The 24570-nt window shown below is 44.0% G+C and carries 22 protein-coding genes, 25 tRNA genes, 1 rRNA gene and 1 other annotated feature; of the genes, 47 read left to right on the top strand and 1 reads right to left on the bottom strand.

Annotated elements, in window-relative coordinates:
• The first annotated feature begins 210 nt into the window (after positions 1-210).
• Genes ehuB through ehuA form a run of 4 tightly spaced genes read left to right on the top strand, consistent with a single transcriptional unit; the run spans position 211 to position 3241 of the window.
• Positions 211-1092, top strand: a complete 882-nt coding sequence (gene ehuB, locus ACYVLS_RS02320) for an ectoine/hydroxyectoine ABC transporter substrate-binding protein EhuB (protein WP_460320755.1) — start codon at positions 211-213, stop codon at positions 1090-1092.
• Between the two features lie 33 nt (positions 1093-1125).
• On the top strand, positions 1126-1773 hold the full coding sequence (gene ehuC / locus ACYVLS_RS02315) for an ectoine/hydroxyectoine ABC transporter permease subunit EhuC (protein WP_460320753.1): 648 nt from the start codon (positions 1126-1128) through the stop codon (positions 1771-1773).
• A gap of 5 nt (positions 1774-1778) precedes the next feature.
• A complete protein-coding gene (gene ehuD / locus ACYVLS_RS02310) occupies positions 1779-2435 on the top strand; it encodes an ectoine/hydroxyectoine ABC transporter permease subunit EhuD (RefSeq protein WP_460320751.1) in 657 nt (218 codons plus the stop codon).
• Between the two features lie 14 nt (positions 2436-2449).
• Positions 2450-3241 (top strand): ectoine/hydroxyectoine ABC transporter ATP-binding protein EhuA, encoded by a 792-nt coding sequence (gene ehuA / locus ACYVLS_RS02305; RefSeq protein WP_460320749.1) that lies wholly within the window; start codon positions 2450-2452, stop codon positions 3239-3241.
• 440 nt (positions 3242-3681) lie between these two features.
• Here ehuA and ACYVLS_RS02300 read toward each other — a convergent pair whose 3' ends face one another.
• Positions 3682-4494, bottom strand: coding sequence for a MerR family transcriptional regulator (locus ACYVLS_RS02300; protein WP_460320746.1), 813 nt, complete (start codon positions 4492-4494; stop codon positions 3682-3684).
• Between the two features lie 81 nt (positions 4495-4575).
• Here ACYVLS_RS02300 and ACYVLS_RS02295 point away from each other — a divergent pair, with 81 nt between their 5' ends.
• The 43 genes from ACYVLS_RS02295 to ACYVLS_RS02085 all read left to right on the top strand — a co-directional run bounded on the left by ACYVLS_RS02295 (position 4576) and on the right by ACYVLS_RS02085 (position 23707).
• Positions 4576-4992, top strand: a complete 417-nt coding sequence (locus ACYVLS_RS02295) for a hypothetical protein (RefSeq protein ID WP_460320744.1) — start codon at positions 4576-4578, stop codon at positions 4990-4992.
• Positions 4993-5078: 86 nt separating this feature from the next.
• Positions 5079-5669, top strand: a complete 591-nt coding sequence (locus tag ACYVLS_RS02290) for a DNA-3-methyladenine glycosylase I (RefSeq protein WP_460320742.1) — start codon at positions 5079-5081, stop codon at positions 5667-5669.
• On the top strand, positions 5666-6100 hold the full coding sequence (locus ACYVLS_RS02285) for a VOC family protein (RefSeq protein WP_460320740.1): 435 nt from the start codon (positions 5666-5668) through the stop codon (positions 6098-6100). Before ACYVLS_RS02290 ends, ACYVLS_RS02285 begins: the two co-directional genes overlap by 4 nt.
• 169 nt (positions 6101-6269) lie before the next feature.
• Positions 6270-6473, top strand: a complete 204-nt coding sequence (locus ACYVLS_RS02280) for a DUF1659 domain-containing protein (RefSeq protein ID WP_460320738.1) — start codon at positions 6270-6272, stop codon at positions 6471-6473.
• 26 nt (positions 6474-6499) lie between these two features.
• Positions 6500-6724 carry a DUF2922 domain-containing protein gene (locus ACYVLS_RS02275; RefSeq protein WP_460320736.1) on the top strand — a complete coding sequence of 75 codons (225 nt, stop codon included), beginning with the start codon at positions 6500-6502 and terminating at the stop codon, positions 6722-6724.
• Positions 6725-6836: 112 nt separating this feature from the next.
• Positions 6837-7136, top strand: coding sequence for a membrane protein insertion efficiency factor YidD (gene yidD, locus ACYVLS_RS02270; protein WP_460320734.1), 300 nt, complete (start codon positions 6837-6839; stop codon positions 7134-7136).
• Between the two features lie 20 nt (positions 7137-7156).
• The gene (locus ACYVLS_RS02265) at positions 7157-7474 is read left to right on the top strand and encodes a thioredoxin family protein (protein WP_460320731.1); all 318 of its coding nucleotides are present in this window, start codon (positions 7157-7159) and stop codon (positions 7472-7474) included.
• A gap of 280 nt (positions 7475-7754) precedes the next feature.
• Positions 7755-10622 (top strand): endo-1,4-beta-xylanase, encoded by a 2868-nt coding sequence (locus ACYVLS_RS02260; protein ID WP_460320729.1) that lies wholly within the window; start codon positions 7755-7757, stop codon positions 10620-10622.
• A 193-nt stretch (positions 10623-10815) separates the two neighbouring features.
• Positions 10816-11412: a class D sortase gene (locus tag ACYVLS_RS02255; RefSeq protein ID WP_460320727.1), complete on the top strand. Its 597-nt coding sequence runs from the start codon at positions 10816-10818 to the stop codon at positions 11410-11412.
• Positions 11413-11489: 77 nt separating this feature from the next.
• Positions 11490-12665 (top strand): amidohydrolase, encoded by a 1176-nt coding sequence (locus ACYVLS_RS02250; RefSeq protein WP_460320724.1) that lies wholly within the window; start codon positions 11490-11492, stop codon positions 12663-12665.
• A 66-nt stretch (positions 12666-12731) separates the two neighbouring features.
• The gene (locus ACYVLS_RS02245) at positions 12732-13031 is read left to right on the top strand and encodes a hypothetical protein (RefSeq protein ID WP_460320721.1); all 300 of its coding nucleotides are present in this window, start codon (positions 12732-12734) and stop codon (positions 13029-13031) included.
• Positions 13032-14714, top strand: a complete 1683-nt coding sequence (locus ACYVLS_RS02240; protein ID WP_460320719.1) for a M20/M25/M40 family metallo-hydrolase — start codon at positions 13032-13034, stop codon at positions 14712-14714.
• A 359-nt stretch (positions 14715-15073) separates the two neighbouring features.
• Positions 15074-15757, top strand: coding sequence for a response regulator transcription factor (locus ACYVLS_RS02235; protein WP_460320716.1), 684 nt, complete (start codon positions 15074-15076; stop codon positions 15755-15757).
• A gap of 42 nt (positions 15758-15799) precedes the next feature.
• Positions 15800-16909 (top strand): sensor histidine kinase, encoded by a 1110-nt coding sequence (locus tag ACYVLS_RS02230; RefSeq protein ID WP_460320757.1) that lies wholly within the window; start codon positions 15800-15802, stop codon positions 16907-16909.
• A 184-nt stretch (positions 16910-17093) separates the two neighbouring features.
• On the top strand, positions 17094-18413 hold the full coding sequence (locus ACYVLS_RS02225; RefSeq protein WP_460320713.1) for a serine hydrolase: 1320 nt from the start codon (positions 17094-17096) through the stop codon (positions 18411-18413).
• A 57-nt stretch (positions 18414-18470) separates the two neighbouring features.
• Positions 18471-18690: a binding site (T-box leader), on the top strand.
• Positions 18691-18744: 54 nt separating this feature from the next.
• Complete coding sequence (gene serS / locus ACYVLS_RS02220) at positions 18745-20019, top strand: serine--tRNA ligase (RefSeq protein WP_460320710.1); 1275 nt, start codon at positions 18745-18747, stop codon at positions 20017-20019.
• A gap of 146 nt (positions 20020-20165) precedes the next feature.
• Complete coding sequence (gene msrA / locus ACYVLS_RS02215) at positions 20166-20699, top strand: peptide-methionine (S)-S-oxide reductase MsrA (RefSeq protein WP_460320708.1); 534 nt, start codon at positions 20166-20168, stop codon at positions 20697-20699.
• 106 nt (positions 20700-20805) lie between these two features.
• A 5S ribosomal RNA gene (gene rrf, locus ACYVLS_RS02210) occupies positions 20806-20921 on the top strand.
• A 10-nt stretch (positions 20922-20931) separates the two neighbouring features.
• Positions 20932-21004: transfer RNA gene (locus ACYVLS_RS02205), tRNA-Val, on the top strand.
• Positions 21005-21013: 9 nt separating this feature from the next.
• Positions 21014-21086: transfer RNA gene (locus ACYVLS_RS02200), tRNA-Lys, on the top strand.
• Between the two features lie 24 nt (positions 21087-21110).
• A tRNA-Leu gene (locus tag ACYVLS_RS02195) sits at positions 21111-21192 on the top strand.
• 21 nt (positions 21193-21213) lie between these two features.
• Positions 21214-21286, top strand: a tRNA-Thr gene (locus tag ACYVLS_RS02190).
• A gap of 31 nt (positions 21287-21317) precedes the next feature.
• A tRNA-Gly gene (locus ACYVLS_RS02185) sits at positions 21318-21389 on the top strand.
• 32 nt (positions 21390-21421) lie between these two features.
• Positions 21422-21507, top strand: a tRNA-Leu gene (locus tag ACYVLS_RS02180).
• 13 nt (positions 21508-21520) lie between these two features.
• Positions 21521-21594 (top strand) — tRNA-Arg (locus ACYVLS_RS02175).
• 9 nt (positions 21595-21603) lie between these two features.
• Positions 21604-21677: transfer RNA gene (locus tag ACYVLS_RS02170), tRNA-Pro, on the top strand.
• Positions 21678-21689: 12 nt separating this feature from the next.
• Positions 21690-21763, top strand: a tRNA-Met gene (locus ACYVLS_RS02165).
• A 16-nt stretch (positions 21764-21779) separates the two neighbouring features.
• Positions 21780-21853: transfer RNA gene (locus ACYVLS_RS02160), tRNA-Ile, on the top strand.
• A 96-nt stretch (positions 21854-21949) separates the two neighbouring features.
• Positions 21950-22022: transfer RNA gene (locus ACYVLS_RS02155), tRNA-Met, on the top strand.
• 161 nt (positions 22023-22183) lie between these two features.
• Positions 22184-22256 (top strand) — tRNA-Asp (locus ACYVLS_RS02150).
• Between the two features lie 6 nt (positions 22257-22262).
• Positions 22263-22333, top strand: a tRNA-Gly gene (locus ACYVLS_RS02145).
• Between the two features lie 31 nt (positions 22334-22364).
• Positions 22365-22438, top strand: a tRNA-Ile gene (locus tag ACYVLS_RS02140).
• A gap of 9 nt (positions 22439-22447) precedes the next feature.
• Positions 22448-22519: transfer RNA gene (locus ACYVLS_RS02135), tRNA-Glu, on the top strand.
• A 23-nt stretch (positions 22520-22542) separates the two neighbouring features.
• Positions 22543-22632: transfer RNA gene (locus ACYVLS_RS02130), tRNA-Ser, on the top strand.
• A gap of 172 nt (positions 22633-22804) precedes the next feature.
• Positions 22805-22877 (top strand) — tRNA-Met (locus tag ACYVLS_RS02125).
• A gap of 101 nt (positions 22878-22978) precedes the next feature.
• Positions 22979-23051 (top strand) — tRNA-Asp (locus ACYVLS_RS02120).
• A gap of 9 nt (positions 23052-23060) precedes the next feature.
• Positions 23061-23133 (top strand) — tRNA-Phe (locus tag ACYVLS_RS02115).
• A 9-nt stretch (positions 23134-23142) separates the two neighbouring features.
• A tRNA-Tyr gene (locus tag ACYVLS_RS02110) sits at positions 23143-23223 on the top strand.
• 6 nt (positions 23224-23229) lie between these two features.
• Positions 23230-23300 (top strand) — tRNA-Trp (locus ACYVLS_RS02105).
• Positions 23301-23364: 64 nt separating this feature from the next.
• Positions 23365-23437, top strand: a tRNA-His gene (locus ACYVLS_RS02100).
• 6 nt (positions 23438-23443) lie between these two features.
• A tRNA-Gln gene (locus ACYVLS_RS02095) sits at positions 23444-23515 on the top strand.
• Positions 23516-23534: 19 nt separating this feature from the next.
• Positions 23535-23605, top strand: a tRNA-Cys gene (locus ACYVLS_RS02090).
• Between the two features lie 18 nt (positions 23606-23623).
• Positions 23624-23707, top strand: a tRNA-Leu gene (locus ACYVLS_RS02085).
• Positions 23708-24570 lie beyond the last annotated feature (863 nt).

Below are 24570 nucleotides of genomic sequence, written 5' to 3'. Positions count from 1 at the left end.
ATGCAAACCAACGGTTAGCTGAGAGAAAGAACAGAAAAGAAATAGCCGTGTAATTTTTAAAAAATAGTCATTTTGAAATTAGACGAGTGTTTCCTTTTTTAAAAAGTTAGTTATGAAATTGGTTCACTTAGGTAAGTGGTTCACAAGTGATCAGCATGAGGGAACGAAACGACGAATTCAATCAGTAATAAGAATAGGAGGACATTATTAATGAAGAAAAATATGAAAAAGGGAATTCTGACTGCACTCTTTCTCCCTATACTAGTTATTTTGAGCGGCTGCCAGCTGTTTGGAGGAGATCAGGAAGAGACAACTCTGGAACGGGTTCAGAGAGAAGGGGAAGTGACCGTCGGCTTTGCCAATGAGCAGCCATACGCTTACCAGACTGCCGAAGGTGAACTGACTGGATCATCCGTTGAGATTGCCAGACGTATAATGGAAAACCTTGGCGTCACAGAAATGAATGGCGTCCTGACGGAATTTGCCTCGTTGATTCCTGGTCTGCAGGCAGAGCGGTTTGATATGGTTACAGCCGGTATGTTTATTACCCCAGGAAGAGCTTCTGCTGACCACATTCAGTTTGCCAATCCCGAGTACACAATCGGACAGGCAATAGCTGTTGAAGCGGGAAATCCGCTGCATCTTCATTCCTATGAAGATATTGCAGACAATGATGAGGCTATAGTAGCAGTCCCTTCCGGAACAGTCGAGTATGATTTTCTGCTTGACGTCGGGGTCCCTGAAGGACGAATCGTCACTGTGCCGGACATGCCTTCAGCGCTGGCTGCTCTTCAGGCTGGTCGTGCAGATGTCATTACAGCAACCGGACCATCTCTGCAGTCTATTTTAGACACAGCAGCGGATGACTCAATCGAGCGAGTCGATGATTTTTCTCAGCCGGTTATCGATGGCGAGGAAGTCATTAACTACGGTGCAACGGTATTCAGAGATACCGATGATGATTTCATTGCTGCATTTAACGAAGAACTGGAAAACCTTAAAGAATCCGGGGAACTGCTTGAAATAATCGAGGAATTTGGTTTTACAGAGGAAGATTTGCCGGGAGACGCAACGGTTGAAGATGCAATTTAAATGGACTATATATAGGAAAGGAAGTGGCACCAGATGAGTTTTTGGGAACTAATCGCCTCCATGCTCGGCCAGGGCCTAGTTATTACCTTACTGACCACGGTTCTTGCGGCCATATTAGCACTCGTTCTCGGTTTTATTGGCGGATTAATGAGGCTGTCAAAAAATAAAGTGATACGTTTTATCGTCGCTATTTATGTTGAAGTATTTCGAGGAACATCATTGCTTGTACAGTTGTTCTGGATTTACTTTGTTCTGCCAATGTTCGGCATCACCATGTCGGCAATGACCGCAGCGGTTTTAGCCATCGGTCTGAACTTTGGAGCTTATACCTCTGAAGTTGTACGAAGTGGGATTCAATCAGTAGACGAAGGTCAAATAGAGGCCAGTATCGCACTTAATTTCACTCGCTATCAGCGGATGAAACGAATAATCCTGCCTCAGGCATTTATTCTTATGCTTCCGAATTTGGGTAACCAGCTTATTGAGTTGTTTAAAAGTACATCTTTAGTTGCCTTGATTACATTAACAGATCTGACTTATCAAGCGAACGTACTGAATGCGACCACGCTTCAGACGACACAAATCTTTACAGCCTTACTTATCATTTACTTTGTTATTGCATGGCCAATGACAAAAGGCATGAAAGTATTGGAACGTAAAATGACAGAAGGGAGGATGTAGAAATTATGTGGGATTGGAATTATGCCCTGGAAGTGCTGCCGGATATTGCTTCGGCCCTGTGGATTACCATAGCAGCTACGTTAGTCGGCTTTTTACTGGCTCTCGTGGTTGGCTTGGTCTGGACACTATTGATTCGTTCAAAAAATAAATGGATTTCCTATTCAGCTGACGGCGTTGTAAAGTTTATCCGTAACACACCACTGTTGGTTCAGCTCTACTTTATTTTCTACGTCTTTCCGACATTCGGTTTATCACTTGAACCCTTTACTGCGGGTGTCATCGGTCTGGGTCTGCACTACAGCACATATTTATCCGAAGTGTACCGAAGTGGGATAGAATCGGTTGGACCCGGCCAGTGGGAAGTGGCAACGGCACTAAACTTCACTAAGAAGAAAACATGGACCCGAATCATTCTGCCACAGGCTATTCCGCCTGTACTGCCGGTAATCGGAAATTACTTTATTACGATGTTTAAAGAAACGCCACTGCTTTCAGCGATTACCTTAGTTGAAATTTTGCAGACGGCCCAGAATATTGGAGCAGGGACATTCAGATACACAGAACCATTGACTATTGTCGGTGTTCTGTTCCTTATCTTGAGTTATCCGGCGTCCATTGCTCTAAGACAACTTGAAAATAGAATGGCTGCACGTTATGAATAGAGAGGAGAACAAAGATGACTGAACCAATAGTACGGTATAACAAAGTAACAAAGTATTTTGACGACCTGCAGGTTCTTGATGAAATTGATTTTGAAATTAAGCCAGGAGAAAAGGTAGCTTTAGTAGGTCCTTCCGGATCAGGTAAGACAACCTTTGCCCGTCTGCTGATGACGCTTGAGGAAATTACCGACGGAACCATTGAAGTCGAAGGGGACTACCTTTGGCACGAAGAAGGTGAGAATGGTGAATTGAAACCCGCCAGCACGGAGCACTTGAGAAAAGTACGTTCCAATATTGGCATGGTGTTTCAGCACTTCCACTTATTCCCACACATGACAGTGCTGGAGAATATTATTGAAGCTCCGGTAACCGTGAAAGGGATTGACAAGAAAGAAGCAACTAAAGCAGGTAAGGAAATGCTGGACAAAGTTGGACTGCTCGATAAAGCAGATACCTATCCTTCTCAACTCTCTGGTGGACAGAAGCAGCGTGTGGCCATCGCCCGCGCCCTTGTCATGCAGCCGAAAGTACTGATTTTTGACGAGCCCACGTCCGCTTTAGATCCGGAACTGGTCGGAGAGGTGCTGGATGTTATTAAAGGGATTGCCGACGAAGGCGACACCTCCATGCTGCTGATTACGCATGAGATGGATTTCGCGAGAGAAGTGGCTGACCGCATAGCCTTTTTCGATGGAGGTAAAATAGTAGAAGATGGCCCGCCATCTGAAATACTGTTCCATCCGAAATCACCGCGTCTGAAAGAGTTCCTGGAACGTTTCATGAGCACTCAGGCTGCACCAGAATAATTCGAATAAAACCTGTTTCTTCCACTAATAGACTTTTTGGAAGAAACAGGTTTTTTCTATTTTAAGGAGTGCTTTGGTGTTTTACGGCTTACTAAAGGCCAAGCGGGTCATCTGAGAGGGAGAGGTTAGGTGAGTCGACCCACTGTGAGCCAGGCTAGCCAACTCGGCGTGATAGAAGTAACCGAGAGGACCCGCTATGAAGCAGGCTAGTCAACTCAGCATGGTAAAAGTAGCTGAGTCGACCCACTGTGAGTCAGGCTAGTCAACTCAGCGTAATAGAAGTAGCCGAGTCGACCCACTGTGAGTCAGGCTAGTCAACTCAGCGTAATAGAAGTAGCCGAGTCGACCCACTAAAGGTCAGGCGGGTCAACTCAGCATGGTAAAAGTAGCTGAGTCGACCTCTCCGCTCTCCACATCGCATTTTTAACAAAAGAGACGCTTTAGACAACCTGTAGAGACAATTTATATACATAATGGTCATGTTCTTTAATAGATAATTCATCTAAAACTAGATCTTCGAAAAAGTAGTCGCCCACGGTATACCCGTTCCCTTTGGCATACTCAAGCAGGGAGAGCAGACTAGTGTAAACGTCTTGGTCATCTCCCTGGGTGTAAAGGGTAAGGTACTTGCCGCCTTCGAGCTGAATATTACTGTGTTCTTCGTGCATCACTTCGGTATAGATATAGCCCCGGTAGCTCTTTGCGTCTGAACGGATATCTTCAGTCGGCACCAGTAGTCCTTCAAGCCAGGACAAGTAACCGAATTGCTCTTTTAAAGCTGTGTAGTGTTTTTGGTAAGCGTGATAATAAATTCTGGAGTCCATTACATCAGCAATCTCTGTCCGATGAAAGTAGCGCTTTGGATAGGTTTCTGTAGAAGTCTTATTCAAAGGCTGCTCGAGTGCTTTTAAAGTGAGCGTCTTTTTCTCTTCCATTGCTCGCTGCAGATCAGTTAATCGCTGTATTTTAGCTAACAGCTTACTGGATTCTTCTTCCAGTAACTCAGAGAAGCCTTTCGGGGAGCGACGTGCGAGATAATCATGAATGTCTTCCAGTGTCATGCCGGTGTCTTTTAGTGCAGTGATAACTGAGAAAGTTTCCACTTGGTGAATGGCGTAATAGCGGTAACCATTCGGCTTCACTTTTGCAGGCTTGAAAATATCTTTCTCGTCGTAAAAAAACAGTGTGTGTTTTGACACCCCAACTAAATCAGCGAACTGTCCAGTTGATAAAAGGACATCTTTTTCAGACATAACCATTTCCTCCTTGACTATAGAGTTACTCTATACCTTAGTATAGAGAATGGAAACAAAAAGTTAAAGGAGAAGGGTACTATGACAAGAGAGACTAAAAAAACAGCCTATACAGGAGTAGCATTATTTCTGGCGGGTGTCATTTCTCTCTTTCTGCATATCAATGATGACGGACTATTTGCTTATATTTTGCTGGCTTATGGAGCCTGGGAAATTGGTGAGGCAGCTTCTGATTATTTATTCGGGACACAAAAAGAAGATACAGATGAGAGAACATGGGAAGAAATTAAACAGGAGTTCAAGGCAGATACGGCTAAAATTACCATTCCGATGGTACTCACTATGAGTGTAGAAGTCATCATGATTGGTACGGGCTTCAGGTTGTATACCTTTGTTGCCTATGTGCTGACGCTGATTATTTATCTGGCTTTTATTGCTGCATTTTCCTATTATGAAATGAAAAAACAGCCTAATGACACCTATAGTTTTGAGAATTAAGGTTCCATTACCTGGTTATCAAACGTGTCTGGGTGGTTTTTTATTGGTCAAAAGGTAAAATAAGAAGTAGGAAGTGGGGGAACCAAATGACTAAACGATGCGAGTGGGTCACGACTGACCCAATCTATATTGATTACCATGACAAGGAGTGGGGGCGTCCGCTTAAAGATGATCGAAAACTGTTTGAACTGCTCTGTCTGGAAGGGCAGCAGGCGGGACTAAGCTGGCTGACGATTCTGAAAAAAAGAGAAAATTTCAGGCAGGCTTTTGATTTCATTGATCCGGAAATTATTGCGGGCTATTCTGCTGATAAAATTGAAGAATTGATGACTAATGAGGGCATCATCAGAAATCGGCTGAAAATCAAGAGTATTATAAGTAATGCTAAAGCCTATTTAGAAGTAAAAGAAAGAGAAGGGAGTTTTTCTTCTTATATCTGGCAGTTTGTCGAAGGCGATTCAATCATCAACACCTGGGAGCATCATGAAGAAGTACCAAGTGAGACGGAAATCAGCCGTCAGATGAGCAAGCAGATGAAAAAAGACGGCTTCAAGTTTGTCGGCCCGACTATCTGCTATGCTTATATGCAGTCAGCAGGCTTAGTTAATGACCATGAAACGACGTGCAGCTGTTATGAGGAGATTAATAAGACAATCAGAAAAGGGGAGAAGGCATGAACAGGTTAAACTTGGTTTGTCTAGGAGTCAAAAATATGGAGAAAGCCCTTGTTTTCTATAAAGCACTTGGCTTTCAGACGCCAGAGAGGGGAACCAATCCTCCGATAGTCTTTTTCAATAACCAGGGGAGCAAGATTGAGCTATTTCCGATAGAAGAACTCGCCAGAGACATCAGCGAAACACAGCCGCCTGAAATACACACGAGTGGGTTTTCGGGTATTACGCTGGCCTGCAACATGAAAAGTAAAGAAGCAGTTGACGACCTGATGCAGCAAGTTGTCGAGGCAGGCGGTAAAGTAGTCAAAGAACCACAGATGGTCGAATGGGGTGGCTATAGCGGTTACTTTCAGGACCTGGACGGCTATTACTGGGAAGTAGCTTACGCTGACAGCTGGCAGTTTGATGAACAGGACATGCTTGTCATTGATTAGCTTTACTGAGATTTCTGTAAAATGAAAAGGTACGAAACTTCAAAAGGGTCAGACTTTTTGGAGTTTTTTTTAATTATTTCCTGATTAGGGTAACACTTTTAATCTGTGGTTCGTTATTAAGGGTGTAAGCAGTGATCACCTTACAAACAGATTAAAGGAGGAAATAATAATGGAAAAAGAATGGTCAGGAAGTAAAGTGGATGTTTTCTTGGACGATGCAGCAAATGAAAAGTTCATTCGTCGCAGTTTTGCTGGAGCGAATCATCTTGTATCGGACGGACAGGTGACCGCATTCACCCAGGCATTGGATACAGTATCTGAATTACCTGTTTCACACGCCCTGTTAATAGAAGAATACCGTTACTCAATCTAATCTAACTGAAAAGGAGAAAACAAACTATGAGCATGAAACTTGAATTGCGCTTTGCAACAGAAGAAGGAAAGAACAAAGTAATTTCCATTGACCAGCCTAAACTGAATCTGGATGCTGAAACCGTTCAGACAGCGATGGAGACAATCGTGGCCCAGGATATGTTTAGAGTAAATGGTGACCGCCAGTTTTCAGCAATTAAAGGTGCCCGTTATGTCACGCGGACAGTAGATGATATTTTAATCGCCGAATAAAAGGATTCAATCCCTCGACTTGAAGTCGGGGGATTTTGTTGTCTACACACTTTTAAAAAGTAAGTATGTTTGCTATACTATCAAAGAAGTGAGAGTAAAGGAGATTCCCGAGATGAAAAAAATACTGCTGGCCGTCGTCAAAGCATATCAGAAAATCATATCCCCCTTGTTTCCGCCCAGCTGCCGCTATTATCCAACCTGTTCTCACTATACTGTTCAGGCCCTGGAAAAGCATGGCGCAGCAAAAGGATTATTGATGGGTGCCTCGCGGATTATACGCTGCAACCCATTTGCCGAAGGCGGCGTAGATAAAGTGCCCGATCATTTTACGCTGAAAAGAAACCCCGACAGTAAGAAAGAAACATACATCGGATCAGGCATGACAGTAAAGCATAATGAAGAAACTGACTAACCAGTGAAGTGAGCGAAGCGATGAAGGTAGAATTGACAGAAGAGAATTTTTCGGAAATAATGAATAGTAGACAAATAGTGCTCGTGCATTTTACGAGTGACTTCTGTGGGCCCTGTAAGATAATGAAACGGACATTGAATACTATAGAAGAAAAGGATACCTCAAGACTGGCGCTAGCGGAAGTGAAGGCGATGGATTACCCTGACTGGTCAACGGCTTTTGGTATTCAGAGCACTCCTGCAGTGCTTCTTTTTCATAACGGCATGTACCAATCACGGCTTTCAGGAGCCCAGACGATTCAGACAATTGAACAATGGATTGAGAAAGCCACGGCCTGATGCCGTGGCTTTTTTAAACGAACTGGCAAAAAAAAGCTCTTATGTTACGTAAACATTACAAGTGTGACAGAATAGGTAGTACTTTCATGTTAATTTGTTTTATAAACAAATTAACTATTGTAAACGCTTTTCTATAAAAGTAAGATTAATGCAGATAGTGTTTATAGTTTTTTGGATGTGTTGAGAAAGGAGGAACACTGTTTTTTGTCGTCTAGTCTCACTGTCTCATTACATAATGAGCATTCAGTTGTGAAGCGTTAAAAGACTAAGGAGGAAACGAATGGATAATCGTAAAAAGTTAAAAGTTGCAAATGGGCTGCTTAGTGCCTTGCTTGTCGCTCCTGTTGTAGCCTCGGCTTCTACAATAACGGCTCAGGAATCAGGAGGTTCCACAGCAGATTCGGATAGAACAGTTGTATACCATAATGATTTTTCACAGGACCCGGCTAATGATGCCGCATTAATTCAAAGTGGTGACGCCGTTCTGGAATGGTTCACTGACTTTGAAATTGCTGGAGAAAATGAAAGTGGCGTATGGGTCACTGACAGAACGAATGATTACGATGGAATAGATCTTCTTTTTAATCAACTAGGTATCGAAGATGGGACTGATTACTCAATATATGTAACAGGCTATATAGATTCAGACGAAGAAATTCCAGAGGGTGCCTCTATCAATATCGAAACCGTAGATGGGTATACGTGGTTGACGAATCCCGATGCTTCTCACGGAGTATTCGAACTTGAAGCGTCTTATTCAGCAGATTTAACTAATGATCGGGCATTCCGTATAAAAACCAATTCTGCTGGAGCTGGGATGGGATTTGCCATCACGGATGTGCTGATTACTGCTGACAATCAAGTAGATCCTCCTGAGGACTATGATGCTGAAGATTTTTCTCTAATTGATTTTGAAGATCAGGAGTTCGGTGGCTTTGCAGGACGAAGTGGTACCGAAAGCTTGGTCATAACAGATGAAGCGAATCATACTGAAGATGGACAGTACAGTCTGCACGTTTCTAACCGTCAGGACAACTGGCACGGACCGGAGCTGGAAGTCACGCCTTTTATCAGTCCGGGAGAAACCTATGAAGTATCTGCATGGGTGAAAGTTGATGAGAGCTCGTCTCAAACCATCACTTTGTCCACTCAGATTGGGGATGCCTCTCCAACTTACGGCAATATTGCCAGTGCGACATTAAATGCTGATGATGGCTGGGTGGAAATCAGAGGCGAACGTCGCTATACTACTTTAGCTGATGGTTTCGTATCTATTTATGTGGAATCCAGCAATACAAATCTGGACTTTTATGTTGATGATGTAAACTTCGAGCTGGTGGAGTCTGATCCAATTGATGTGGAGCTGGACTTGACTCCTCTAAAAGATGTTTATGCTGATCACTTTACGATAGGAAATATTGTATCTTCGCCGGATGTGGAAAGCCCACGTGTCGATTTGCTCACACATCATCACGATTTGGTCACAGCTGAAAATGCTATGAAACCTGATGCAGTTTATGACGGCCGTGAGTTTGATTTCACTGGCGTCAACTCACTGATTGAACGAGTGAACGAAGAAAATCTTGATTTGCATGGTCATGTTCTAGTCTGGCACTCACAGTCACCGGACTGGCACCATACTGAAAATGGAGAATCCCTGTCCAGAGAAGAAGCGCTTGAAAATATGCGCACACACATTAGAACCGTTATGGAAAACTTTGGAGAAATTAGAAGCTGGGACGTTGTGAATGAAGCACTGGCCGGCGGATGGGAAAATCCGGAAGAGTGGAGACACAACCTGCGTAATACAGGCTGGCTTCGTGCTATTGGAGATGACTATATTTATGAAGCCTTCTCTTATGCCCGTCAAGTAGCGGATGAAAACGGCTGGCACGACATGGTTCTCTACTATAATGACTACAATGATCATGTCCAGGGCAAGGCTCGAACAATGTACTATATGGTAAAAGAAATAAATGAACAGTATGCCGCTGAAAATCCTGATGACGACCGCAAGCTGATTTCCGGCTTGGGTATGCAGGGTCATTACAATATCAACATCAACCCTGAAAATGTTAAGCAGTCCATTGAACGCTTTGAACAGCTTGATATTGAAATTGGTATTACAGAACTGGATGTTACTTTAAATGAAGGCGTATCAGCTGAAAACCTGGATTCAGAACTGATGAGACAAGCACAAGTATACGCAAGACTGTTCCAGATTTTCCGCGAGCACTCAGATTCCATTGATAGAGTAACTTTCTGGGGCTTGGACGATGCAAGCAGCTGGCGTTCAGAGCGTTACCCAGTACTGTTTGACGGCAGCCTGAGAGCAAAACCTGCGTATTATGCAGTCATTGACCCGGACGGCTTCCTGGAAGAAAATCCGCTTCAAGATGCAACAGCAAATGAAGGGTATGCTGTTTATGGCACACCGGAAATTGATGCCGAGATTGATGAGGTTTGGGCTGAGGCGCCAGTACTCAACATGAATCGCATGCAGCAGGCACATGAGATAGGCGCGAGTGGAACGGCAAGAGTACTATGGGATGAACAAAATCTTTATGTCCTGTTCCAGGTAACTGATGGAAATCTGGACAAGTCAGCAGAAGCTGCTCACGAGCAGGATTCAGTAGAAGCTTTTGTCAATGAAACGGGAGAAGAAACGACCAGTTACGTCGAAGGTGTAGGCCAGTACCGTGTTAACTTTGAAAACGACGCAACCTTCAACCCTTCTCGTTACAGCGAAGGTTTTAACTCAGCTACGCGCTTGACCAACTCAGGCTATGTAGTTGAAATGGCTATTCCTTGGAAAGATGTTACACCAGAAACAGGTCATACACTAGGCTTTGATGTTCAGATCAATGATGCAAGAAACGGAGAACGTCATGGTGTGGCAGCTTGGAATGATACGACTGGACAAGGCTGGCAGGATCCTTCTGTATTCGGAAACGTGACGCTTGTTATGAATGTTAATGATGAAGAGGAAGAACCTGATGTACCTGGAAAACCTGAAGTGCCAGGGAAACCAGAAACACCAGGCAGACCGGATAGATCACATCCTGTACATCCAGAGCACCCTGGAAGACAAGACAGAGAACACCCGGTGCATGAAAATCATCCTGGAAGAGGACGTGGAAGAAATTAAACTATGATGGATTAATTAAGCAGGTGAATAGAGCTTAATTAGTATTTAAAAAGTCAAGATTAAAGCATCAGAGAGAGGGCGGCACTTTCTTCACAAGGAAAAATAAGGTAAACTTATAATAATTTAAAAGGGAAGCGAAGAGATTTTGACTCTTCGCTTTTCCCTGTTTATACATATGTCAGGGGGAGTGTAAATGAAATGGCTAGCGAATGGCCTGATTGCATTTGGAGTGGCCGTGCTGTTCTGGTTCGGTTACACACTTTATCAGCAGAATCAGACACAAAGCGTCACCATCGCTGAGGCGGAACAGGCAATTCAGACAATGAGAACAGATACGGAAACTGAAACAGAAGAAAACAACCAGCAGATAATCGATAACTTCAGTCCGATCATGCATGAAGCGATCGGCATTCTTCATGTTCCGAAAATTGACCGAAGCATAGGGATAGTGGAAGGGACTGACCCGGACGCGCTGGATATGGGGGTCGGGCACATGTCCAGCACCGTTTTTCCGGGGCAGGGAGAACAGATTATTTTATCCGGTCACCGGGACACGGTATTCCGTAACTTTGCTGAACTTGAAATTGGCGATGAATTCATAGTGGAAATGCCTTATGGAGAGTACACCTATGAAATCAGGCACACCGAAATTGTATCGGCAGATGATACGTCTGTTGTTCGTGAAATGGGTGAGGAAGTGCTGGTTGTGTCGACCTGCTACCCGTTCAGTTACCTAGGAAGCGCTCCTGACCGCTTCGTCTTTTATGCTTACCCAGTAAATCAATCTTAACTGTATACAAGCTATAAATATTCCCGACTTAAAATTTAGTGTAATTATGTACTAACATAGAGAAAAGGATGACTGTAATGAAAACAGTAATGGAAGAAAAAATTCATAACGTTATGTCTGATGTGCTGAACTGGAGACGGACCATGCATAAGAATCCGGAATTGTCTTTTGAAGAATATTGGACGAGTGCCTATATTGAAGACCAGTTGAAAGAAATTGGACAGATTGAGATTCAGCGTCCGACTGAAACAAGTGTACTGGGCATTATCAAAGGAGGCAAACCGGGTAAGAAAATCGGTTTGCGTGCAGATATTGATGCCTTGCCAATAAATGAAGAACGAAGCGACATTGATTTTGTGTCCGAAAACGATGGAGTCATGCATGCCTGTGGGCACGATGGGCATGCGTCTATTCTACTGGGTGCAGCCAAAGTGCTGGCTGGAGAAAAAGAAGAGTTGCACGGAGAAATCTACCTTATTTTCCAGCATGCAGAAGAAACCCCTCCGGGTGGTGCTGTCGAGATGGTGGAAACGGGTCTGTTTGATGATCTCGATTTCATATACGGCCAGCATCTGTTTACACCTATTCCGACGGGGAAAATCGGGATCCTGAACGGCCCAGTTACTGCTAATTCTGATACCTTTGATGTCATTATCAAAGGAAGAGGTGGGCATGCTTCACAACCGGAAAACTCTATTGACCCAGTCATGATTGGGGCACAGATCATCAGTCAGCTGCAGACGCTCGTGTCACGGGTAACCTCACCGCTTGATTCGCTGGTTATTTCTACAACAAATTTCCATGCCGGTTCAGCTAAAAATATTATTCCGGATACAGCAGAGTTGGCCGGAAGTGTCCGGTCGATAGATCCGGACACACGATTAATGGCTGAAGACAAAATTGAGAAAGTTATCAAAAACGTCTGTGATGTCTACGGAGCTGCTTACGAGTATACCTATACAAAAGGGTACAGTTCAGTTCTCAACGATGACGAGAAGACTAATCAGGTCCGAGCGATTGCAACGAAGCATTTTCAGGATGCTGTCTTTGAATTTCCATTGGCTATGGGCGGGGAAGACTTTTCAGCCTTCTCAGAGCTTGTCCCAAGTACGTATGCTTTTATAGGTGTAGGTAATGCTGAAAAAGATATGGAATACCCCCATCACCATCCGAAATTTGGAATGGACGAAGAGGCATTCAGCACAGGTGTGCAGATGTTCGTGGCAGTTGCCCTCGGTATGACGAAAATCTAAAAGGCAAGCGCGAGTAGCGCAACGATGAACCGCTAAACAATTTGTTCAGGAAAGTGAGCAGCTTAAATGAGTGAGCAATTAACGTTTTCGGCATACCGGCTCCAAAGGTTGAGCTGGAAAGGTATGGCCAGAACGATACTATCTGTAAAAAGAAAAGCCAAGCAGGATTTCACTGAAAAAGCGAGTGAATATATTCTCGAAATCGAGTCCGGTCAATTGACCGTTTATGAGGTGGGGCTTCAGGGCGAAAGGCAACTGATTCACTCTGGTCAGCTTTCTGAGAAAGAACAGGCGACAGTCCTGGCTAGCCGAAAATACAAAGACGAACACTATGTGTATCATATAATGGAAGAGGTAACCGGATAAATGAGTGAAGAAATAAGCAGTACAAACAAATCTAAACGTGCAGAACGCATAGAAGAGCTGGCTGTCGATTTAACTAGACAGAGAAGTGTGACCGAAACCGTCGAAGAGCAGCTGGCTACAGAGAAAGTTCATCATTTTTTCCAGCAGATGACTTACTTTGAGGAAAATCCGGACGATTTATTTTTTGTACCGGTACCCAATGATAAATGGGACCGAAAAAGTGTCATCGCCTTGCTTCGTGGGAAAAAAGATCCAACTAACAACAAAACTGTTGTCTTAATCGGGCACACCGATACCGTTGGAATATCAGATTACGGTGATTTGAAGCATTACGCTCATTTACCTTACGAATTGACTGAAAAATTAAAAGAAAGAAAACATTTGCTGCCTAAAGAGGCTCGAGAGGATCTGGAATCGGGGGAGTACCTCTTTGGTCGCGGTTTGTTTGATATGAAAACGGGCGATGCCATTATCATGACACTGATGGAGGAGATAGAAAGTCAGTTGGATGATTTCAGCGGGAACATTCTCTTTGCGGCTGTCTGTGATGAAGAAGCTAACTCAGCCGGTATGCGCTCATGTGTGCCAGAAATCACCCGCTTGAGAGACGAAAAGAATTTGGATTTAACCGCCCTTATCAACACAGATTACATGACGTCCGAATACCCAGGCGATGAGAAAAAGTATGTTTACATCGGTACGGTAGGAAAACTAATGCCTTCCTTTTATATCGTAGGGAAAGAAACGCATGTCGGGGAGGCCTTCAAGGGGCTTGATCCTAATCAGCTGGCAGCAGAACTGACCAGTCGAATTAATTTGAATACCGATTTCTGCGATACGGTTGAAGGGGAAAGTACTCTTCCGCCAATGAGTCTGAAGCAGCGGGACTTGAAGCCGGAGTATTCTGTTCAAACGGCCAAATCTGCTCATGTCTTTTATAATTATGCCACTCACACACAGACGCCTGATGTGGTTATGGAAAAAATGAAGCAGACCGGAACGGAAGCATTTGAAGCCGTGTTAAATCAGCTGAATGGGCATTACCGCAATTACTGTACCTTAACAGGGCGTCAGTATGAACCATATCCCTATGAAGCGAAAGTACTGACTTATCACGAGTTAAAAGAACGAGTCATTGATGAACAGGGGAACGGGGTGCTGAAGAAGCTGAACCGGGCCAAGCAGAAATGGCTGCTGGATGATTCGATTGACGAAAGAGAATATGCGTTAAAAGAAGTGGAACTGCTGCAGACGATGTGGAAGAACCAGGAACCCGTCATTGTCGTCTACTTTACACCGCCTTACTATCCGCATATTTACGTTAAAGGAGAGACGACGAAAGAGAAGCGTCTCCTTAATGCCGTTTCTCAAGCCGTCGACTCGACTGAATCGGACTACTCGCTGGTATATAAAAAGTTCTTTCCGTATATATCTGACCTGAGCTATGCGTCGGCACCGGACAAGCATGACGAAGTCGGGGCACTGGTGGATAATATGCCGGGATTCGGAACCAAATACAAGCTCCCTCTGGAAGACATGCAGAGCCTCGGGCTGCCAGTGTGTGACATTGGTCCGTTCGGGAAAGACTCGCATAAATTCACTGAACGGCTTCACAAGCAGTACAGCTTTGAAGTAGCGCCTGAGCTTGTTTCCAAAACAATGGACGGCCTCTTGAATGGCTGATAGGAAAAAGCAGAGAGTTCTCTGCTTTTTTTCTTTATAGAAGTGATTTTTGGGTGGTTGGAATATTAAACTAAAGAATTTGGAAAAAAGATGTAGTTTGAGTGAAAAGAATCTTCTGAACTGTCCACTGGGTATAGTTTCAGCTATCAAGCAGCAGCTGAACTGTACAGTAGTCTCTGCTAAGCAGTAAAACGTGTAGTTTAGTTTTGCGAACTAAACAAAACAGGCAAAAGAGTGAAGTTTGTCAAAGTGATAAGTCTATTTAAATGTATTTTGAAGGGACACTTAACCAATTCTTAAGCTGCATCTATCTTTAAACATGATAAAATAAAGAAGACTAAAGAAGAAGGTGGGAGATTATGCGGATACTGGTAGCAGACGACGACAAGGAAATTTGTGATTTACTTGAAATATACATTAAAAATGAAGGTTTTGAAGTGGAAAAAGCCTACGATGGCCAGGAAGTATTGAACAAGGTAAAACACCTGGACATCGACTGTCTGATTCTCGATGTGATGATGCCTAAAAAAAGCGGATTGGAAGTGGTCAACGAAATTAGAAAAGACTCGTCCCTTCCAATTCTGATGCTGAGTGCGAAGACTGCGGATGTCGATAAGATACGCGGACTGACACGGGGGGCAGATGACTATGTCGTCAAGCCATTCAATCCCCTTGAAGTGCTTGCCAGAGTCAAGTCGCTGATGAGAAGAAGCGGGTATGGTGTCAAGGAGGCTGAATCAGGTGAACTGGAAATTGGGCCGCTGATTATTCGTAAGGATGAACATCAGGTCAAGACGATTGACGGGAAAGAGATACAGCTGACCGCTCTTGAATTTGGCATACTGTATTTGCTGGCAACCAATCCGAACAGAGTCTTCAGTGCAGATGATATTTTTGAAAAAGTGTGGAAACAGGAAAGCCTCGTCCCGGCCAAAACCGTTATGGTCCATGTGAGTCACTTAAGAGATAAGATTGAAAAAGCTACCGGTGGCGAGAATGTCGTAAAGACAGTCTGGGGTGTCGGCTATAAAATTGAAAGTTGATGGAAGTGAGGAATCAAGGTGCAACTGACATTTAGAGAACGCATGCGTCTGGCAATTGAGGCAGTCATTACTGCAGGCATCATTTTCCTGTGCTATTTTGCCGTATACGAAATCTTCCGTTGGGTGGTTACGACTTTTCCTGAGGTGTTCGGTGAATTCTGGTTTTTCGGAAATGTAATTGAAGATATTCGCACGCAGGAATTATGGGGGCTGACCCCGCTAGTCTTCATCTTTCTTTTGATAGTAGCTGGAGTGGCTATTTACTGGCGCCTGAAAAGACGCTACCATCAGTATGAGCTACAGCATATTATTAAAGAACTGCACTACATTGCGCAGGGTAACTACACGCACCGAATCAGGGGGAACTACAGCGGGGACATAGGAAAAGTCGTGGACAGTATACATGTCCTGGTGGATTCCACAGTTGAGGCGATGGAAGAAGAAAGACGGATTGAGCAAAGTAAAGATGAACTGATCACCAATGTTAGTCACGATATACGTACCCCGTTGACTTCAATTATCGGCTACCTCGGCTTAATTGAAGAAAGGCGGTTTTCCTCAACCAATGAAGCGGCAGACTATGTTCACACGGCTTATAAAAAGGCTAAACAGATGAAGGCACTGGTTGATGATTTGTTTGAATACACGACGGTCAGGCAGACCACGACGCCTCTAGACTGTATCACATTTGACATGGGACAGCTGATTGAGCAGATGGCGATAGATCTTGAACTGGAGGCGCGGAAGAAAGGCCGGGAGATTCAGACGCAGATTCCTTCTGTCCCTCTGATGATGAACGGGGATACGGAAAAGATTGTGCGGGTCTTTCATAATCTGTTGTCCAATGCTTTAAAATACGGCAAAGGCGGCACCTTGATAAAAATCAAGGCAGAAAAACAAGAGGATTGTGTGGTAGTTTCCGTCAGTAACAATGGTGAAACCTTGCCGGAAGAGGCAATTGAACAGCTCTTTGAACGCTTTTATCGGGCTGAAGCGTCACGTTCACAGGACACAGCCGGCACAGGACTTGGGCTGGCCATTGCCCAGAGTATCGTAGAACTGCATGGGGGAAAAATCACTGCATCGGTGGAAAATGGCTGGACTAATTTTAACGTTAGGCTGCCTATTAATTTAAGAGCATCAAAAAAATGAGAAGCGGTAAGCTCTTCTCATTTTTTTGATGCATCGATTTGTTGCAATTGAATGTCTAAAATATGAATAATTCAGTCAGGTGGTTGTATTTTCAATAGTGAAAGAGTAGTATAAAACATGTTGATTAAAAATAACCGAAAAGGCCTAAAAAGGCTAAAACCATCACGAATTAGGAGTACTTTACATGAACATAATAAACTGGAAAAAATTACTTAAAAGCTCGCTTGTTGCTTCGCTAGCTCTTCCGTTTTTTGGAACGACTGCAGCTTTTGCTGAAGAAACAGATTTGGAAGTCGAAGCAGAATCTGCCATCTTAATTGACTTTGATACCTCTCAAATTTTATACAACCAAAATGCTGAAGATCAGCGCGGCATTGCATCCATGACTAAAATGCTGGTAGAATACATTCTTTTTGAAGAAATTGAAGAAGGAAACATTGACTGGGACACAGAAATTACCATCAGTGAATATGCCCATAACATCAGCCAGAACTATGCCTTGTCCAATGTACCTTTGCGTCTAGGCGAAACCTATACTGTGCAGGAGCTGTATGAGTCATTGGCTATCTATTCAGCCAATGGTTCGACTATTGCGCTGGCGGAAGAAATGGAAGGGTCAGAAGAAGCTTTTGTGGACCGCATGCGTGAACTTGTCGAGTCATGGGGCATTACCGACTATGAACTGTACAACACAACAGGCTTGAACAATTCCTTTCTAATGGGGAACCACTACTCCGGAAGTGATGAAGATGCTGAAAACTATATGTCAGCTAAAGATATAGCTATCGTATCCCAGCGCTTAATCGCGGATTACCCGGAAGTTCTGGATACAGCAAGTGTTCCAACTAAAACGTTCAGAGAAGGCACATCTGACGCTATTGGAATGATGAACTGGAACTGGATGCTTGAAGGCTTGACCCATGAGCGTATGGATGTAGATGGTCTGAAAACAGGAACCACTCAAATTGCGGGTGCAACCTTTGCCGGTACAGCTGAATCCGACGGCAGACGACTTGTTTCCGTTGTGATGGGAGCGGGAGACGGCTTCTCGGATCGCGGCCTGCGTTTTGAAGAAACATCAAAATTATTTGATTACGGCTTTGATCAGTTCACCTTTGAATCCATCATTGAAAAAGAAATGAATCTGGACAATGAACACAACCTCTCAGTCCGTAATGGGATTGAAGAAGACGTTTCTTTAGTAACGACGGAATCACTGGAGCTGTACCTGCCGGAAGGAACAGATATGGATCAGTTCAGCTATACTTTTGTTCCTGATGAAGATAAGGTTAATCAGGATGGCCAGGTAGAGGCTCCGGTTTCAATTGGAGAAAACCTGGGTGTTTTAGTTGTAGATAACCTTGACGACATTGAATTTGCCAACGGCGAAACACCAGATACAATCAAAGTAGCCGCAGCAGAATCAATTGAGCGTGCCGGCTTCGTAACCGTCATGACCAACTGGCTGAGAGACTTTTTCAGTGGATTAAGTGACCGCTTCTAATTAAGAGTAACAGTTGATTTATACAGTTCACATAAGGTAAACTATAAGAACAAATTAAATACAACAAAAGAGACGGACTAGTAAAGAAGCGTGCAGCTTTAGAGAGTCAGTGGCTGGTGAAAACTGATGCAGTACCTTCCTGAATCCATCGTCATAGTATAAATAACGAAACAATTAATGAAGTTATTTCGGTACAGACCGTTACCCTGTTTGAGTGCAAAAAGAAGTGTCTTTTTGAATCAGGGTGGTACCGCGAAAACAGTCTTTCGTCCCTTTGTCCAGGGATGAGAGGCTGTTTTTTTATACATAAATAGAGAAAGAAGGAATAGTAATGATAGATATTAAACTGATTCGTAATGATTTTGACCAGGTTAAAGAACGTTTGCTCACCCGTGGAGTGGATTCTCAAGAATTGGATAACCTCAAAGAATGGGACGAAAAGCGCAGAGAGCTCATTCAAAAATCAGAAAAGCTGAAAAAAGAGCGTAACCAGACTTCAGAAGAAATCGCCAAGAAAAAGCGAAACAAAGAGAACGCAGATGATGCCATAGCCGCGATGAAACAAGTTGGGTCTGACATTAAAGCGATTGATAATGAACTGGAAGAAATCGAGGAAAAGACTACAGCCATTGCATCAGGTCTGCCAAATCTCCCGCACCCATCCATACCTGTTGGAGAAGACGAGGATGCTAACGAAGAAGTACGTAAATGGGGCGAGGTTAAAGCCTTTGACTTTGAACCAAAACCGCATTGGGACCTGGGAACGGATCTGAAAATTCTTGATTTTGAAAGAGGCGCAAAAGTTGCCCGCAGCCGTTTTCTGTTCTATAAAGGACTGGGCGCTCGTTTAGAACGTGCCTTATATAACTTTATGCTGGACCTGCACACATCTGAACATGGCTACGAAGAAGTCATCCCGCCTTATTTGGCAAATGATGATGCTCTTTATGGTACGGGTCAATTTCCTAAGTTCAAAGAGGATGTATTCCAGATTCAAGGTCATCCTTTGACGTTAATTCCGACAGCCGAAGTCCCGCTGACGAACTATTATCAGAATGAGATACTGGAAGAGTCAGACTTGCCGAAGTATTTCACTGCTTTGTCCCCATCTTTCAGATCTGAAGCCGGCAGTGCTGGAAGAGATACCAGAGGGCTGATTCGTTTGCACCAGTTCAATAAAGTTGAGATGGTTAAATTTGCGAAGCCGGAAGATTCTTATGATGAACTGGAGAAAATGACGAAAAATGCAGAAGCTATTTTACAGAAACTGAACTTGCCATACCGTGTTGTGCTCCTGTCTACAGGGGACACCGGCTTTGCTGCAGCTAAAACCTATGACTTGGAAGTGTGGATTCCAACCCAGAATACTTACCGTGAGATCAGTTCATGCTCAAACACTGAAGCATTCCAGGCTAGACGGGCAATGATCAGATACCGCCGAGAAGAAGACGGAAAAATTGATTACGTGCATACGCTGAACGGTTCAGGTGTCGCTGTCGGAAGAACCGTCGCTGCTATACTTGAAAACTACCAGCAGGCTGATGGAAGTATTAAGGTGCCGGATGCATTAGTACCATACATGGGTGGGTTAACTGAAATCCGTTAATACCATAAGGTGAAAAAATTAAATGCTAAATATAAGGACTTGCCATACGGGTGAGTCCTTATTCTTTTAATGTGGTTTATATATGATAAAATCAGACGTGAAGACAGATTATTTAGATGCTTGTAAATAGACAAGGAGGTAAAAGTATGGTTCAGCTAGAGAAAGCGATTTTTGCAGGAGGATGTTTCTGGTGTATGGTGAAACCTTTTGATTCCCTTCCCGGTATACACAGTGTGGTTTCAGGATACACAGGCGGACACGTTGAAAATCCAACCTACAGACAAGTTACATCTGGTAAGACAGGACACACAGAAGCTGTAGAAATTACATTTGATCCAAGTCAGATGCCGTATGAGGAATTAGTAGAGATATATTGGAAACAAACTGACCCTACAGATGCAGGCGGACAGTTTGCGGACAGAGGGGACTCATACAGACCAGTTATCTTTTATAACAGCGAGGAACAGAAGCAGACAGCAGAAGCATCAAAAAAACGTCTGGAAGAAAGTGGCCGCTTTAATGCGCCGATTGTAACTGAAATAGAAGAAGCCCAACCTTTCTACCCGGCTGAAGGCTATCATCAGGATTTTTACAAGAAAGAATCAGCCCATTACAAGCGGTACAACGTAGGATCAGGTCGCGCTGGTTTTATATCCAGACATTGGGGAGAAGAAGAGTAGGTTAAGCGAATAAAAAAACAAAATAAAAAAGAAAAAAGTTGTTGACAACTGCTGCAGTAATTAGTATGATATAAGAGTTGCTGCAGTAAGTAGTTGCAACAAACTGTATAGTGATTAAGGCGAGAAGGTTCCACCTGTTCCCATTCCGAACACAGCCGTTAAGCTTCTCAGCGCCGAGGATAGTGAAGGGTTTCCCTTTGTGAAAGCAGGACGTCGCTATGCAGTTTTAAATGGAGGTTTAGCTCAGTTGGGAGAGCATCTGCCTTACAAGCAGAGGGTCAGCGGTTCGAGCCCGTTAACCTCCATCGCACGAAGAGCCGTTAGCTCAGTTGGTAGAGCATCTGACTTTTAATCAGAGGGTCACAGGTTCGAATCCTGTACGGCTCATATATAAGACAGGTTCTTATATATGCGGATGTGGCGGAATTGGCAGACGCACTAGATTTAGGATCTAGCGCTTCACGGCGTGGGGGTTCAAGTCCCTCCATCCGCATTGCAAGCTTGACTTGCAACAGCCGGCTTAGCTCAGTTGGTAGAGCAACTGATTTGTAATCAGTGGGTCGAGGGTTCAAATCCTTTAGCCGGCATTTGCTTCACAGCAGAATTTTCTGCTTAACTGCGGAAGTAGTTCAGTGGTAGAACATCACCTTGCCAAGGTGGGGGTCGCGGGTTCGAATCCCGTCTTCCGCTTAATAAAGCTCAATTGTTCCAATATCACTCTTGCCGGGGTGGCGGAATTGGTAGACGCACAGGACTTAAAATCCTGCGGAGAGTTTTCTCCGTGCCGGTTCGACTCCGGCCCTCGGTATTTTTATTATGTCGCACCCTTAGCTCAATTGGATAGAGTACCTGACTACGAATCAGGCGGTTAGAGGTTCGACTCCTCTAGGGTGCATTTTATTTGCGGGAAGTAGCTCAGCTTGGTAGAGCACCTGGTTTGGGACCAGGGGGTCGCAGGTTCGAATCCTGTCTTCCCGATTGCAATAAAATGGCGGTGTAGCTCAGCTGGCTAGAGCGTACGGTTCATACCCGTGAGGTCGTGGGTTCGATTCCCTCCGCCGCTATAATTTAAGGATCGAAGGACCTTTAGCTCAGTTGGTTAGAGCAAACGGCTCATAACCGTTCGGTCGCAGGTTCGAGTCCTGCAAGGTCCATTGCCATGTCTGTTGAAGCTTTAGCGATTACAGACATGGTACACGCAGCCCTTGGGCTGCTGTGTTTCGTATTTAATGGTTGTCATTTTATATTATCGCGGAGTAGAGCAGTTGGCAGCTCGTCGGGCTCATAACCCGGAGGTCGCAGGTTCGAGTCCTGCCTCCGCAATTGCCATAGCTGTAGTAACTTTAGTTACGTACAGATATGGTATACGCAAGCTTTAGCTTGCCGTAGCTCAATTGCTATGATTGTTGCTTCTTTAGAAGCTTACAGGCATAGTACACGCAGCCCTTAGGCTGCCGTGTCACAACTAAAGGATTTAAAAGTGAGGTCCCGTAGTGTAGCGGTTATCACGCCTGCCTGTCACGCAGGAGATCGCGGGTTCGATTCCCGTCGGGACCGTTTTATGCGGGTGTAGTTTAGTGGTAAAACCCCAGCCTTCCAAGCTGATGTCGGGAGTTCGATTCTCCTCACCCGCTTTTATACAGCGATGTATAAGCAATATTTTTAGGGCCTATAGCTCAGCTGGTTAGAGCGCACGCCTGATAAGCGTGAGGTCGATGGTTCGAGTCCATTTAGGCCCATTATATTCAGGCCCCTTGGTCAAGCGGTTAAGACACCGCCCTTTCACGGCGGTAACACGGGTTCGAATCCCGTAGGGGTCATAATAACTGAATAGTTATTTGTCGGAGGATTACCCAAGTCCGGCTTAAGGGAACGGTCTTGAAAACCGTCAGGCGTGTAAAAGCGCGCGTGGGTTCGAATCCCACATCCTCCTTTGTCATGGTTGTAGTTGCTTCAGCAACGTACAACCATGATACACGCAGCCTTTAGGCTGCCGTGTGTCCGATTTAAGGTTTGTAGTTGCTTATTTAGAAGCTTACAAGCTCAGTACACGCGGTCTTCAGACCGTCGTGTCTCCGATTTAAATGGTTGTCATTTTATATTATCGCGGGGTAGAGCAGTTGGCAGCTCGTCGGGCTCATAACCCGGAGGTCGCAGGTTCGAGTCCTGCCCCCGCAATTTGCTCTAACTGTTGTTGCTTTAGCGACTTACAGGTAGAGTACGCGTAACGAAGTGGAGCGCGATGTGAGGAAAGCTCACAATTAAATAGTTTAAAGTGAGGTCCCGTAGTGTAGCGGTTATCACGCCTGCCTGTCACGCAGGAGATCGCGGGTTCGATTCCCGTCGGGACCGTTTTTTTTAGGCGCTGTAGCTCAGTTGGTAGAGCAACGGATTGAAGCTCCGTGTGTCGGCAGTTCGACTCTGTCCAGCGCCATGAAATAGCGGAGGGATAGCGAAGTGGCTAAACGCGGCGGACTGTAAATCCGCTCCTTCGGGTTCGTAGGTTCGAATCCTACTCCCTCCATTTAATAGGGGTATAGTTTAATGGTAAAACTATGGTCTCCAAAACCATCGATGTGGGTTCGACTCCTGCTACCCCTGTGTAAGACAAAATAGATAGTGAAAAAGATTAATGATTATGCTATACTATTTAATGTAAATTATGGCGATTGTGGCGAAGTGGTTAACGCACCGGGTTGTGGTCTCGGCATTCGTGGGTTCGATCCCCATCAGTCGCCCTTTATTGGGCTATAGCCAAGCGGTAAGGCAGCGGGTTTTGATCCCGTCATTCCTAGGTTCGAATCCTAGTAGCCCAGTAATTATTTTAATAGTTATGGCGGTATAGCCAAGTGGTAAGGCAGAGGTCTGCAAAACCTTCATCACCGGTTCAAATCCGGTTACCGCCTTATCTTTTTTATTATAATGCCGGCGTGGTGGAATTGGTAGACACGCTGGACTCAAAATCCAGTGCCCATTAGGGCGTGCCGGTTCGACTCCGGCCGCCGGTATAAATAGTGATCCATAACCTGATTTAGGGTTATGGATTTTTTGTTTCTATATAAGAATGATTACTTTCTCAAAAAAATTCATTTTAGATGAGATCACGCAAAACAGTATGACTGCATGAGCAGTCTGTGGAATTAGAAAAGCCGTAGGCTATATAGCACTCGTGAATGATTGACAAGAGAATTACATCTGAAATGAAAAAAATACTATAGAAGAAACAGAATTTCTCTGGTTATTATATAGTGAGTACTTAACAAGAGATTATATTATATTTAAGATGAAAAGTAGAATGAACTAGATAAATGGTGAGCGTTCAAAGAGTTATTAGGAAAACTGCTGCATCTATAAGGGCGAAGTTGAGTTAAACTTCAGCCACCTTAATTAGCTAAAGTGCATAGAATAGGCATTTCCCACCGACGAAACAAAAAGATGGAAATTAATTGTCGAAAACCATTGACCTATTATCGGATAGATGATATTATTAATCTCGTTGCTGCAAAACACAGTTATGCAGGACAAAATAACTTAAAAATAGTTGTTGACATTAAATTGGAAACAAGATATACTTAAGTAGTTGTCGTTTGAACGAGAGACGCAGCCAACAAAATTTAAATTTTAAAAAGATTTAAAAAAGAGTTGACAGCGAATCAAAACGATGGTATGATATAAGAGTTGCTGCTAAACGCGGTAACGACAAACGAATGAGATAGATCTTTGAAAACTGAACAAAGTAGAAATAACCAAATGTGCAGGTGTCTTCGGTTCAATCTGATTGAATCAAGACAACACAACGAGTTAACACAGTTAACTCACAATTTTTAAATGAGCTTTTCAAACTTAAAACGAGAGTTTGATCCTGGCTCAG

It is taken from the genome of Alkalibacterium psychrotolerans (genome assembly GCF_054784355.1).
This window is presented reverse-complemented; position numbering and strand designations above follow the sequence as displayed.